9 protein-coding genes are annotated in these 13,880 nt (G+C 54.0%); 3 read left to right on the forward strand and 6 right to left on the reverse strand.

What is annotated here, in order from left to right:
* Nucleotides 1–52 precede the first annotated feature (52 nt).
* A complete protein-coding gene (nth, locus tag G491_RS0115350; protein ID WP_028315239.1) occupies nucleotides 53–688 on the forward strand; it encodes an endonuclease III in 636 nt (211 codons plus the stop codon).
* Between the two features lie 107 nt (nucleotides 689–795).
* Here nth and G491_RS0115355 read toward each other — a convergent pair whose 3' ends face one another.
* From G491_RS0115355 to G491_RS0115390, 6 genes are all read right to left on the reverse strand, one after another.
* Nucleotides 796–2,274, reverse strand: coding sequence for a hypothetical protein (locus G491_RS0115355; RefSeq protein WP_028315240.1), 1,479 nt, complete (start codon nucleotides 2,272–2,274; stop codon nucleotides 796–798).
* A gap of 509 nt (nucleotides 2,275–2,783) precedes the next feature.
* Nucleotides 2,784–4,256 carry a porin family protein gene (locus G491_RS0115360; protein WP_028315241.1) on the reverse strand — a complete coding sequence of 491 codons (1,473 nt, stop codon included), beginning with the start codon at nucleotides 4,254–4,256 and terminating at the stop codon, nucleotides 2,784–2,786.
* Nucleotides 4,257–4,964: 708 nt separating this feature from the next.
* Entirely contained in the window at nucleotides 4,965–6,428 is a 1,464-nt protein-coding gene (locus G491_RS0115370) for a porin family protein (protein WP_028315242.1), read from the reverse strand.
* Between the two features lie 835 nt (nucleotides 6,429–7,263).
* Nucleotides 7,264–8,919 (reverse strand): FG-GAP-like repeat-containing protein, encoded by a 1,656-nt coding sequence (locus tag G491_RS0115380; RefSeq protein WP_028315243.1) that lies wholly within the window; start codon nucleotides 8,917–8,919, stop codon nucleotides 7,264–7,266.
* 121 nt (nucleotides 8,920–9,040) lie between these two features.
* A complete protein-coding gene (gene nspC / locus G491_RS0115385; RefSeq protein WP_282705991.1) occupies nucleotides 9,041–10,174 on the reverse strand; it encodes a carboxynorspermidine decarboxylase in 1,134 nt (377 codons plus the stop codon).
* A 38-nt stretch (nucleotides 10,175–10,212) separates the two neighbouring features.
* Entirely contained in the window at nucleotides 10,213–11,388 is a 1,176-nt protein-coding gene (locus tag G491_RS0115390) for a saccharopine dehydrogenase family protein (RefSeq protein ID WP_028315245.1), read from the reverse strand.
* A gap of 204 nt (nucleotides 11,389–11,592) precedes the next feature.
* Here G491_RS0115390 and G491_RS0115395 point away from each other — a divergent pair, with 204 nt between their 5' ends.
* A complete protein-coding gene (locus G491_RS0115395; RefSeq protein WP_028315246.1) occupies nucleotides 11,593–13,341 on the forward strand; it encodes a hypothetical protein in 1,749 nt (582 codons plus the stop codon).
* A gap of 156 nt (nucleotides 13,342–13,497) precedes the next feature.
* Nucleotides 13,498–13,875, forward strand: a complete 378-nt coding sequence (locus tag G491_RS0115400; protein WP_028315247.1) for a RidA family protein — start codon at nucleotides 13,498–13,500, stop codon at nucleotides 13,873–13,875.
* Nucleotides 13,876–13,880: the final 5 nt, after the last annotated feature.

The raw sequence follows: 13,880 nt of genomic DNA on the forward strand, positions 1-13,880 counted from the left end.
CTGCTGAAAAAATGATAAAAAGTATTAAAACTAAAAACACAAAGGACATTCCATGCCAGGCAACAAAAAGAACGTCAAAAAAATTCTCGAAGGTCTACAAAAGGCTTACCCTGCTGTCAAGACCCAGTTGGAGCACAACAGCCCTTTTCAATTGCTGATCGCAACCATGTTGTCAGCCCAATGTACGGACAAGCAGGTGAATTCCGTTACGCCCGCCCTTTTCGCCAGGGCGTCCACGCCCGAGGAGATCATGGAGTTGCCCCTCAAAGAGCTTGAGGAGCTGATTCATGCTACCGGATTTTTTCATACCAAGGCCAAGCGGGTCAAGGAATGCGCCGCAGCATTGATGGAAAAACACGGCGGCGTGGTGCCCCGGGACATGGAATCCCTGCTGGCCCTGCCGGGCGTGGGGCGAAAAACCGCTAACGTGGTTTTAAACGCCGCGTTTGAGATTCCCGGGATTGTGGTGGACACCCATGTTCAGCGGATTTCCCAAAGGCTGGGCTTCACCAAGTTCAAGGATCCGGTCAAGATAGAGTTCGATCTGATGAAGCTCCTGCCCAAAGAGTCGTGGATCGATTTTTCCCTGCACCTGATTTATCACGGAAGAGCGGTTTGCACGGCCAGAAAGCCCAAATGCGGAGAGTGCACTTTGGCGGAATGGTGTAAGGGGGCGGGAAAGTTCTAATCCCGTTCTTAACTTGTTTTCCCGATTTTATTTGTCAAAAAAAAGCCCCGGACGCACCATGCGTCCGGGGCTGATTTGTAACCGGGCCTTATTTTTTTACACGTGGCTTAGAAGGACAGCTTAAGCTGTTGCCAGAAGCACCAGGTGTTTTCCAGTTCCCTGTAGGGGTTGCCGAACTGCCAATAGTCGCCGGCGTCCAGGTAAGCCAGGATGGCGGTGTAGTTCAGGTTGTCATAGATGTCCCAATCCACGGTCAGGTCGTACTCGGTGCCGTGATCGGAAGCGAAGTTGCGGCTGTCAACAGGCAGCCCGCCCAGGTCGGCGTAGCCCGGAGATTCCGCCTTGGAGTTGGCGATCAAACCGGCGATTTTCAGGTTGTCCAGGGGAGCGTAGGAGCCGCCAATATAAAACATTTTGCAGCCGTTCGTGGCAGCAGAGCTGCCTTCTTCGCCCAGGTTGCCCTCGGTGGCGCCTGCGGCGGCTGCTCCGGAGTGTCCGCCCAGGGTTCCTTCAAAACCGGAGTCGGTGTTGGTCAGGATGAACACTTTGCCCCAGTCAGCGCCCACGCCGCCCACGGATTCATATTTGTCGTCAAAAGGATCGTCTTCGCCCTTGACCCAGACGTAGCCGAGTTTGGCGGAGAAAGGTCCGGAAGCCCAGGTTCCTTCGATGTTCCAGGCGTAGGCATCGTAGTCAACGTCCGGCAGGGGGCCGAGACCCATGCCTTTGCGGGCGGCGTCCGCCAGCTTGATGCTGTCATAGTACACGTCGCGATCGTATTCCTGGTATTTTCCAAAACGGAGCAGGGCTTCGGCATTCACCCCAAAGTCGCCGAAAGAAGCGTCAATGAAGGGGTTGATGTCAAAGCGCGTGGAGTCCCATCCCAGGTTGCCTGCGGCGGGGACGTAAGCAAGAATGTCGGAATCGGTTTTGTCAAAAGCATAGCCAACCAGCACGCCGCCCGTCAGGTCTTCGCTCTTGTAGGTTGCGCCGGCATAGTAGACGTCAAAGTCAGCATCGGTCAGGACAGTACCAGCGTCGCCTTCAGCTTGCTTTTCGTACATCAGGGTAAGGGTCCATTTATCCATTTTGGCGTCAAAAGCAATACGGTCGCGTTCCGTACCGGAATCCAGGAAATCGTTTCCATAGGCTTCGCCGCCCATACGGCCGATTTTGAAGGTTCCGAAGTCGGCTTTGATGATCATGTAAGCGCGGTCCCAGTCGATGTTACGCTTGGTGCCCACAGTGTCGCCTTCGCCGTATTTTTTGCCGTCCAGGGCGTCAAAACGGGTCACAACGGCCAGACGGTCGGAAACGGTGAACTTGCTCTGCATGCGAAAACGCATGTCCAGGTAAGACTGGGAAGGGCCTTCGCCTTCCGCGGCGATGGGCAGGGTTTCGCTGGCTTTGCCAACCGTGCCGGTGGCTTTCACGGCAGCTTGATCAGCCTGAAGGCTGGGGTTGGAAAGCATGAAGCCGCGCACCCGGTATGCGCCTTTGAAGCTGAACTTGGTTTCGGCCATGGCGGGAAGCGTAAAGGCCGCAACCAGCGTGATCACCATGGCAATGGTGAAAATCTTTTTCATCTGTTTTCCTCCTCAAGAAAACTGCAAAATGTCGTTCCAAAATTTACTGACTGTACAAACAGTGGGGCAAGGCCCGGTCTGGCGCTTGTTTATGGGGAGCGGCGGGGCCTGTCAACGGAGGCGGGCTGCAACCGGCGTGAATTAACGTTATAATAACCTTGTGCTAACAAACGGCGTGTTTTGTTAGGAAATTGTAAGTTCCATAGGGAAGGGAGGAATTACTTATGGTTTCAGTAGGAAGTAAAGAATTTTTAAAAAGCAAGTTAAAAGTACGTGAGATATTTGATAGGCAATTCTATTGAGGCGAAGAGCTATTTAAGGAAGCGGACAGCGGAGGTCCGTTTCTGGGTGGTGGAGGCTATTCTATGCAGAAAATTTTTGTTTGGAGAATAAAAAGGGCGGGTGCGCCGGACATTTAGCACGAAAACCTGCAAAAAAAGGCCCCAACCGCCTGGGCGGCTGGGGCCTATTTTTTGCTGGAACTTAGGTTCCCCTTAGCTAAGAATTTCTTAGAAGGAGAGCTGGATCTGTTGCCAGAAGGCCCAGGTGTTTTCCAGTTCCCTGTAGGGGTTGCCGAACTGCCAGTAATCGCCGGCGTCCAGGAACGCAGCGATGAAGGTGTAGTTCAGGTTGTCGTAGATGTCCCAATTGATGGTCAGGTCGTACTCGGAACCGTGATCGGAAGCAAAGCTGCGGGTTTTGCCCGGAACCGTGCCGGTTCTGTAACCAATGTAACCCGGGGATTCCGCCTTGGAGTTAGCGAACAGAGCGGAAACTTTCAGGTTAGCCAAAGGAGAGTAAGAACCGCCCAGGTAGAACATTTTCATACCGTTCTCAGCAGCGGTGGATCCGGAGGCCAAGTTGCCGGCGACAGCGCCGGCGGCTGCGGCTCCGCCGTGTCCGCCAAGGCTTCCTTCAAAGCCGGAGTCGGTGTTGGTCAGAATGAAGGCTTTGCCCCAGTCATCTCCAACGCCGCCAACGGATTCGTATTTGTCGTCAAAGTAGTTGTCTTCACCCTTGACCCAAGCGTAACCAATTTCAGCGCCGAAAGGACCGGAAGCCCAAGTTCCTTCTACGTTCCATGCGTAAGCGTCGTAATCAACGTCCGGCAGGGGGCCGAGGCCGGCGGCCTTGCGAGCGGCGTCTGCCAGCTTTACGCTTGCATTGTAAACATCGCGGTCGTATTCCCTGTATTTTCCGAACAGCAGTTCGGCTTCAGCACTAACGCCGAAGTCGCCGAAAGCAGCAGTTACGAAGGGGTTGAACATGATCTGTGTGGAGTCCCATGCCAGGTTTCCAGCGGCGGGGACATAAGCCAGAATGTCGGAGCCGGATTTATCGGCGCCGTAACCGGCCAGGAGGCCAGCGCTCAGATCTTCCGCAGTGTAAGTGGCGGCTGCGTAGTAGTAATCGAAGTCAGAATCGGTCATGACGTCCGTGGGCGCACTGGCATCGCCTTCGCTCAGCTTTTCATAGATAACGGAGAACATCCATTTGTCCATGGTAGTGTCAAAGCGGACGCGATCGCCTTCGGTCTCGGAGTCAACAAACAGTGTACCATAAGCGCCGGCGGACTGACGGCCCAGGGTGAAAACGCCGAAATCGGAGTTGATCACCATGTAGGCGCGGTCAAAGTCGATGTTATCTTTGGTGCCCACAGTATCGGGATCGCCGTATCTTTTGTTGTCCAGGGCGTCAAAACGCGTCACCACGGACAGACGGTCGGACACGGTGAAGGTGCTTTCCATACGAAAGCGCATATCCATCCAGGATTGGGAAGCGCCTTCCCCTGTCACCGGGATGGCGGGAGTGGAACTGGTTGCCTTAGCGGCAGCCTGGTCTCCCTGCAGGGAGGGATTGGACAGCATGAAGCCGCGGACGCGATAAGCGCCGTTAAAGCTGAACTTGGTTTCAGCCATGGCGGGCGCGGTGAAAGCCGCTACCAGGGCGATAACCACAGCAATGGTAAAAATCTTTCTCATTCGTTTTCCTCCTTTAGGAATTGCTTCCTAAAAAAAATAGTTCTTTTTCCTCTAAAAATGCGCGAACCTTCCTCAAAGTTCGCTTTTTCGCAACGTCCAAGACTCTCCTCAAAGTCGTTGATAGGGCGTTGCAGCACAGGCCCTCCTAAAAACCTGCGCCAGGGTGCTTCGCTACGAACTCTCCTCAAAGTCCGCATCGGGTTTGGGGCGCCAACCCTCGTTCCACAGGCGGCTCATTACCCTCCATTTTTCAAGCCATGCAGCTTGGCTAAAGGGTTTTCGGCGTCTGAGGGCGCCGAATTAGGGTGCTTGTTTAGAGCTAAGCCGCTGGTTCTGTCAAGGGAATTCCAAGGCGCGGAAAAACTGTTTTGTATTTTTTCACTAGGTTCACATGAAGATTTTGACAACCATAGGTCCGGGAAAGCAGGTTTTAATACCTTGCTATGATGGGAAATCCTTAATCCATAAGAAGCCGGGCTGCATATTTGTACAAAAGATGAAAAATTCAATGCATTTTTTTTAAACGAGAAGGCCTGCAAACTGAAAAAATAGGAGTATAACAGCGTTTCGGCGGCTTTGGCTTACGGGGACGGCCGTTATGAGAGAGGAGGGCGGTAAAAACCACTGATAATAAAAAGAAAGCCCCGGGCTTGCGCCCGGGGCTTTGTATTACTGCCTGGAGCTTGCGCTCGCCTTGCTAAGAAAATCTTAGAAGGAGAGTTGCAGCTGTTGCCAGAAGCACCAGGTGTTTTCCAGTTCCCTGTAGGGGTTGCCGAACTGCCAGTAATCGCCTACGTCCAAGAAAGCAGCGATGAAGGTGTAGTTCAGGTTGTCGTAGATGTCCCAATCGATGGTCAGGTCGTACTCGGAACCATGATCGGAAGCAAAATCGCGGCTGTCAACGGGCAGCCCGCCCAGGTCAACGTAACCCGGGGATTCGGACTTGGAGTTAGCGAACATAGCAGAAATGGTCAGGTTGTCCAGGGGGGAGTAAGAACCGCCCACGTAGATCATTTTGCAGCCGTTCAGAGCGGCAGTGGAACCGGAGGACAGGTTGCCAGCGGCGGCGCCAGCAGCGGCAGCGCCATTGTGTCCGCCCAGGATTCCTTCAAAACCGGAGTCGGTGTTGGTCAGGATGAAGACCTTGCCCCAGTCATCGCCAATTCCGCCCACGGATTCCCATTTGTCATCGTAAGGATCGTTTTCACCCTTGACCCAGACGTAGCCGAGTTCAGCGGAGAAAGGTCCGGAAGCCCAGGATCCTTCGAGGTTCCATGCGTAAGCGTCCCAATCGACGTCAGGTTGAGGTCCGAGGCCAGCGAGTTTTCTGGCGGCGTCCATAGCTTTTATGGAGGCGGCATACACGTCGCGATCAAATTCAGCGAACTTGCCCCAACGAATCTGAGCTTCAGCCTTGACGTTGAAGTCGCCGAAGTTGGCGTCCACAAAAGGATCGGCCAGGATGAGGGACATGTCGGAGCAAGGACCGACGCCCAAGAAGTCATCGGAATTGTTTTTAGCGTTGCCGTAACCCATCAGCAGACCGCCGCGGAGGTCTTCGGACAGATAAGTGGCTGCAGCATAGTAGAAATCCACGTCAGAGTCGGTCCAAATGGTCATGCCATCGCCTTCGAATTGTTTTTCGTAGATCAGGGAGATGACCCATTTGTCCAGCATGGTGTCAAAGCGGACGCGGTCGCGTTCGGTTTCGGTGTCCAGGAACACGTTGCCGTAGGTTCCGCCAGCCATGCGGCCAGCCTGGAACTTACCGAAATCGGTGGTGACGACCATATAAGCGCGGTCCCAGTCGATGTTGTCGGTGGTGCCCACAGTGTCGGGATCGCCGTATCTTTTGTTGTCCAGAGCGTCAAAGCGGGTCACAACGGCCAGACGGTCAGAGACGGTGAAGGTGCTTTCCATGCGGAAACGCATGTCCATCCAGGACTGGGAAGCCGTTTCGCCGGTAGCCGGGATGGCCAGGGTGTAGCCAGACTGAGCCGGATTGCCGGTAGCCTTGACGGCGAGCTGATCAGCCTGCAGTTGAGGATTGGAGAGCATGAAGCCGCGGACGCGGTAGGTGCCCTTGAAGCTGAACTTGGTTTCGGCCATGGCGGGCAGGGTGAATGCTGCCACCAGAGCGATAACCATAGCAATGGTAAAAATCTTTTTCATCTGTTTTCCCCCTAAAAGTTGGGTGTTTTTTAAACTTCTCTTTTTCTTTTTCCTCTCTGGTGCTACTTCGCCGATTCCCCTTCAGAATCAGCGCCCACCGGGTTGTCAGCCCCAATTTTGACCTATCTTCTCCTTTGCCCCTCCTGGGATCCCGGAAGATCCCTCAAAATGCGTTTAAGGCCTGATTAACGGCAATCCTGGGATTACCGGAAAATCCAAACGGATTCTCGTTCTTGGAATCTCTACACAATTGGCGAAAAAGGATTTTCGTCCTGATATGAACGGAATCATTCCCGCTTCGTGAGAGATGCTGCGAACAGTTTTTTTTGCTTACTTAAAAAAAAATGGATCGTCCGCCGATTTGCATTAGGGTCTTTGCCAAAGCGCCTTGGCTGTGCCCCATGGACAGGATTTTGATATGCTAAATCCCCCGAATCCCGTAAAATCGGCTTGAAATACGCCAAATCCCCTGACCTGCTATCCATTTGTTTTTACTATGCTAAATCATTTGGGAATTATCTCGCCCTTGTTGGAGGCGGCGAAAATGCTGCATATTTCATTTTGTTAGTTTGACCTTGTATTCGTAAACAAGCCCCAATGTCAAGAATTTTTTACAAAAAAATAATTAGTACTGTACGGTTTTTTAAGGTTTAAAGATTAAATATTAAAGCCAAAACGCCTTTTTTTATGAATTCAAAAATGATGGTTGTGGCAAAGAACATCGCATTCACAAGAGGCAAAATGGGGGTGAAGATCAGGAAGGCGGGAGCAAAAAAAAAGCATCCCGGAAAGGGCAAACATTCCGGGATGCTTATCATATATTCTTAAAATTTAGTTATTTGTCGTTCAAAATGCCCAATTCGTAGGCGATGAGCGAGCTTTTTTCCTGGCCGCCTAAAATAGCATTGCCGGAAACCACGGCGCCTACCAGTTCCTGCTGGCCGTCGTTGTCAAAGTCGCCCACGAAGAAGTCGGCAAGGTAGCCTGAAATTTTTCGGGTGTGCCAAAGGGGCGCCAAACCCAGACCGTCCCATCCCAGGCAGACAAAAGAGCCGCTGGTGTATTTGCGGTATCTTTCAAACAGCTTGCCCGTGGAGCCGGTGTTCTGATTCACAATGATTTCGCCAACGCCGTCTCCGTTCAGGTCTGCCGTAACAATGCGCTGCCTGAGGTACACCCTGCTCTGGGAATCGGGCAGCTTCAGGTGTTTGTGGCTTCCGCCGTAGGATTCATCCCCTTTCCACTCAACCTTGCCTTTGGCGTTAATCAGGCGCAAATTGTCGTCGTTGTTATAGACAATGGGCCTGAGCGCCTGGACGTCCCCCACCTTGGCGAAGTTGACGCCGAAAACCTGAGCGTAATCCGGGGCGTTGACCTTGGTCCCCGTTACGTATTCTCCGGCTTCCCAGTATAAAGGATAGACGCCGGGAAGCAGAGGCTCCATATTGCTGGGCCGTTGCCCGTAAAGCGCCGGCTCCTGGCCGGCGGTGCGCAGGACGGCAAAGTACATACGCTGTTTTTCCGCGATCATTTCCAGGGCGGTTCCGTTCCATTCCAAGACAAAGGATTCCGCGCGCCGGGTGTGTCCGCTGGCTGCGGATACAAAAATTTCGTCCCGTCCGTTGCCATTGACGTCCAAAACATCCAACCAGAAACATTCTTGATATTGTTCCCCTTGATATTCGGCGACGTTCACAAAGCGGCCCTGCTCCATGCGTTTGACCAGGATGCTGTGAGGGCCCAGTATAACGGTTTCATTGAGTCCGTCCCCGGTAATATCTCCTAACGCGATGCCCTGGACGTCCATTTTCATGTTGGGGCTTTTCCAGAACTTGCCCGCGGAGGTCCCGGTCATTACAAAAGGCGAGGCCGCGTTTTGCCTTCCCGTGGAGTCCACCATGCCGCCGTCGGACAGGCTGGGTATCAACGTGTCGGGATGGGCGTGGGTGCTGGGAACGGCGGGCGCGGGCCGGGTTTGCTGCGCCGCGGGGGCGGGGCTTCTTCCGAAGATTTTGTCGTTGATTTCCATGGCGAAATCATTGACGCGGGGAATAAGTCCGTCCATTCCCTGGGTCTGCTCGAAAACCGTCACCGGCGGCCTTTGGCCTTCCATGTCCAGCATGGTGGCGTCCAGGCTAACGCTGTTGCCGAAAACCGTCAAGCTGCCGAAGAGGACGTAGTCCGCTCCAAGCTCCGCCCCTATTTTTCGGGCCTTATCCTTGTCCACACTGTCGCCGAGGGCGGCGACCTTCTCCTGGACCGCCTTTTTTTCAACCACCGTGACCTCGCCCTCGTAGGCAAGCCGGGTGGTGAGCATGTCCTGAATGCCGCTTTGCAAAAAGGAAAGGTCCTTGTCTGCGTTCATGGTAAAGGGCATTATGGCAACCTTGACCGGTTCCTGAGCGTACAACACGCCTGCAAAAGCCATCAGAACCAATAGGGCGGTCAGCCCTGCTTTGAAAATAGGTCCAGCCTTGATTTTTCCTGCCATATTAATCCTTCTCCTTACTGTCGGCTGCCGGGCGTAGCGCCCGCACGCCAATAAATAATGATCCCGCAACCGGGAATTCCGACCTTATACTGAATCCTAAAATGCTTTGCAAGAGAGGGGATCAGGATAGGCGGTTTTTGTAATCCTGATAGGTGAATGCGCGCAAGACCTCAATTTCTCCGGTTTTTTTTCGGACGGCGATGGATGGAAGATTGATGCCGTTGAAGGTGTTGTTCTTCACCATGGTGTAATGGGCCATGTCATGGAATATGAGTTGGTCTCCGGGCTTAAGCTCAGCAGCGAAAGAATAGTCTCCTATCACATCCCCGGCCAGGCAGCTGGGGCCGGCCAGCCTGTACGTGACGGCCAGTTTGCCGGGGGCGCCCGCCCCCTCCACTTCCGGCCGGTAGGGCATTTCCAGGACGTCCGGCATGTGCGTGGCCGCCGATGCATCCAAAATGGCGATGGGCATCTGGTTGTGCACCACGTCCAGGACGCTGGCGACCAGGACTCCCGTATTAAGCGCTACGGCCTCTCCCGGCTCCAGGTAAATCTCAACCCCGTATTTCTCCTTAAAGGCCTTGAGGGTCGAACACAGAAGCTCCACGTCGTAATCCCCGCGCGTGATATGATGCCCCCCGCCCATGTTGATCCATTCCATGGAGCTGATATATCTCCCGAACTTTTCTTCCACAATTTTTAAAGTTCGAGCCAGGGCGTCCGCCCCTTTTTCGCACAGGTTGTGGAAATGAAGCCCGGTGATCCCTTCCAGGTCTCCGTCCTGAAAATTTTCCAGGGCGACCCCGAGCCGGGAGCAGGGGCCGCATGGGTCGTAAATGGCCGTCTCCACCTCCCGGTGCTCCGGGTTGATCCGCAGGCCGCACCGGACGCCTTTTTTCAGAGCCGCGGCCAGGTATTTGTCCTTTTGGGAAAAGGAATTAAAAACCACATGGCCGCAACAGTCCAGCAGTTGGCCGAATTCCTCCGCCCGGTAAGCAGGCGCGCAAAGATGCACCTCGCCGCCGAACTCCTCGCGCCCCAAGCGGGCTTCGTTAAGGGAGCTGGCCGTCACGCCGGGAAGATACTGCCTGATCAAGGGAAAGACCCCGAACATGGCGAAGCCTTTCAAGGCCAGGAGAATTTTCACTCCGGCCTGCTTCTGAACCCGGTCCAGGATTCGGAGGTTGTTTTCCAGCAAGGCTTCATCAACCACATAGCACGGAGTTTGCTGGTCTTCGAGGTTGTATTTCATCATACTCCATTGGTCGCGCAAGCCTGGGCTCAAGTGACATCTTAAAGAAATTTTTCCGTCCAGGGCAGGCCGTGGATGTTCAGTTTTTCCATAAACGGGCTGGGGTCGAACTGCTCCATATTGAAAACGCCTTCCCCGCGCCAGACGCCGGTGACCATAAGCATGGCGCCGATCATGGCGGGAACCCCGGTGGTGTATGAAATAGCCTGGGCCTTTACTTCTTTATAAGCCTGGGCGTGGTCGCAGATGTTGTACACGTAATATTTTTGAGGCTGCCCGTCTTTGACGCCCTCGATCATGCAGCCGATGCACGTCTTGCCAGAATAGTTTTCGCCTAAAGAGCTTGGCTCGGGAAGCAGCGCCTTCAAAAATTTCAAAGGCACGATTTCATGGCCTTCGAATACCACCGGGTCGATGCGGGTCATGCCTACGTTTTCCAGGACCCTTAAATGGGTCAGGTATTCCTGGCCGAAAGTCATCCAGAACCGCATGCGTTTGATGTGGGGAATGTGTTTGGTCAGGGATTCCATTTCCTCGTGATACATCAAGTACATTTCCCGGGGGCCAATGCCGGGGAAATCAAAGGTCTTGTGCACGGACAAGGGATCGGTTTCCAGCCACCGGCCGTTTTCGAAATATTTTCCCCTTTGAGTGATTTCGCGAATATTGATTTCCGGGTTGAAATTGGTGGCGAAAGGATGGCCGTGATCTCCGGCGTTGCAGTCCATGATGTCCACGTAATGGATTTCGTCAAAATGCTCCTTGGCGGCATGGGCGCAAAACACATTGGTCACGCCGGGGTCGAATCCGCTGCCCAAAAGGGCCATGACGCCGGCCTCCCGGAACCTTTCCTGGTAGTCCCATTGCCACTTGTAGCAAAATTTGGCTTCGTCCGGCGGTTCGTAATTGGCGGTGTCCAGATAATCGGTCTTGGTTTCCAGGCACGCGTCCATAATATGCAAATCCTGGTAGGGGAGGGCGACGTTGACCACCAGGTCGGGCTTTATCTCCCGGATGAGGGCGGCCAGTTCCGGGACGTTGTCCGCATCAACCTGTTCGGTGCGTATGGGCCTGTCTATTTGCGAGGCGATGGCGTCGCATTTTTCCAGGGTGCGGCTGGCCAGGGTAATGCGTTCAAAAACCTCAGGGACCTGGGCGCACTTATGGGTGACCACCCCGCCCACTCCGCCTGCTCCGATTATCAATACATTGGCCATGTTATAGACCTCCTTGCATGGTTGAAATGACTCCATGGGACGCTTGACTCCACCCGCAAATTTTTAAAATAAGACATTGGGGCGGCAGGGTCAAATCCCAAAAGCCCCTGATTGAGTTTTTTTTCCTCCTATGATAAAAAAAATGATCAGGATGGGCTGGGTAATCTGGCCTTGCAGCCCTTTTCATCCTGATACGGGGGGGAAATGCACCACTATTCCGAGCACCGCCGAACTGCGCTGACTTTGCTTTTTCTGTGCTTTGTCGCCTGGGCGGCCCACTATAGCCTGTTAGGCCGGTTTTTACTTTACGAAGACGATTACGCGGTCATGGGCCGCAGCCTGGACATGGACCTGGCGGCCCTGTGGGGGATTTTGCGCGCCCTCTGGCTGGAGTGCCCCATGGCAAGGCCGCTGCATTTCACCTTCGGACGCGTGTTCGCCTATCTGGGCTTTCAATTGGCCGGGCTTCAGGGCATGTACTGGATCGCCTGGGCGATCATTTGCTTCAACACCGTCCTTTTTTTCAGCCTCCTGAAAAAGATGGCCCCCGGCGCCGTGGCTTTTTTCGGGGCGCTCAGCTTTTTATTGTTTCCGGCGGACACAACCAAGCCCCTGCTGACCCACGCTCTCATGATTCAACCGGGTGTGACATGCCTTCTGGGCGCCCTGTTGATTTATACGGGAAAGCGCCCCTGGCTGTCGTATGTCATTATCCTTGGCGCCTTGCTGAGCTACGAGCCCACGGCCTTGCCTTTTCTTGCGGCGCCTCTGCTGAAAAAGCCCTGGGACAGGCAAAGGATGAAGAAACTGGCCCATCACATCCTGATTGTTTTTTCCCTTATGGCTTTGGCCGGGCTTGTCCGCCTTATGTTCCATGAGGCCAGAATGAATGATTTGGCCTCCGGCCATTTGCTGGAGGCGGCGGCCAAAGCTCTGGCTTCCATGGCCCTTGGGCCCCTCACCATTGTTTGGAGTTATGCCGCCCGGATGTTCGACGGCGCCTGGAGCGTCAGGCCGTGGGGAGCGATGATGGCGGGCTTGTTTCTGGTTATGGGAATCCCCCTTGCCATGGCCTTGCAACAGCCCGGCGTTCGCGCGCAAAACATCAATCCCCGGGTTGTGGGTTTTAAGATCAAGACGAGAATTCTTAATTTTTCCTTCCAAATCAACACAACCTATCATCACCGGGGCATTTTCAGGCTGTTGGTCACGGGAATGGCCATGAGGTTTTGCAGCTATTTATTGGCGTTTTCGTACTGGCCGCCCATGATAACGGCGGGCAGGGAAACCTGTGTGCATATCGCGGCGTCCGTAGGGTCTTCCATGGTTTTCGCCGCCGTGGCCTGGCTCTTCATGATCGTCTGCAAAGCCTACGAGGGGAGGTGGGGCGGCATATTGGCCCTTTGCGCCTATCTGTCGCTATTGGTTTGTTTTCACACCACGGTCCAGGATTCTTTTGCCAAAAGCGCCCAGGTGCAGCGTAGCTTCTGGAATCAAATCATTGCCTTGTGCCCGGATTTGGAGGATGGGACCGTCATTCTCGTCCGGGAGGAAGGATTGCCGAAAACACAATATATCCGGTCCAATTTTTGGACGGATCGATTGATTTTGGAGTTGATGTACGACTTTCCTTCTGATTGGAAGGAACCGCCCCGGTTGTACGTCATGGACTACCGGATTTCCCATAGTTTTCGGCAGGGGCCCAACGGCGAAATTTTATGGGACCGCCCTGTCCCCCCTCCTGAAAACGTAAGGCCTTCCGTTTTGGAGCCCGGAAACGTGATTTTACTGGAAACGGAGGAGAGACGGCTTGTACGCCGCTTCGGCGCCGGCGCATTGGGGCCGGACCTGCAGGTGCAGTTAAGGACCCAAGGCGATGATTTGTTGAACGGCTTTTCCACACGCTCTTTGTTCGCCTTGATCTCGAATAAGCAAACCGGCAAGCCTAAGTAAAACCCGCCTTGTTGCGGCGCTTTTCGCGCATACACATTATCCGTGCAAAAAACTCAAATTTGTGTTGAAATGCGTCTGAATTCTGTCTGAAACACAGAGAAGAGACGCCACGGCGCCGCTTTTGTTTTTAAATGCGCGACAATGCGGAGAATAGCGATGAAAGAGCAAATATCCACGGGCAAGGCCCCGGCCGCCATCGGGCCGTATTCCCAGGCAATCAAATGCAACGGGCTGGTTTTCGTCTCCGGCCAGTTGGCCATCGACCCGGAATCCGGCGAGGTGAAAGGGGACGTGAAAGAGCAGACAAAAACCGTGCTGGCCAATCTGAGCGCCATCCTGGAGGCTGCGGGAACCGGCTTGGCAAACGTCTTGAAAACCACAGTGTACCTGGACGACATCGGCGACTTCGCCGCCATGAACGAGGTGTACGCAACCTTTTTTACGGATGCGCCTCCGGCCAGGGCGGCCTTTGAGGTCGCCAAGCTGCCCAAAAACGCGCTGGTGGAAATCGAGGCTGTGGCGGCTGCGGAATAGCTTGA

This window comes from Desulfatibacillum aliphaticivorans DSM 15576 (assembly GCF_000429905.1).
GTDB classification, from domain to species: domain Bacteria; phylum Desulfobacterota; class Desulfobacteria; order Desulfobacterales; family Desulfatibacillaceae; genus Desulfatibacillum; species Desulfatibacillum aliphaticivorans.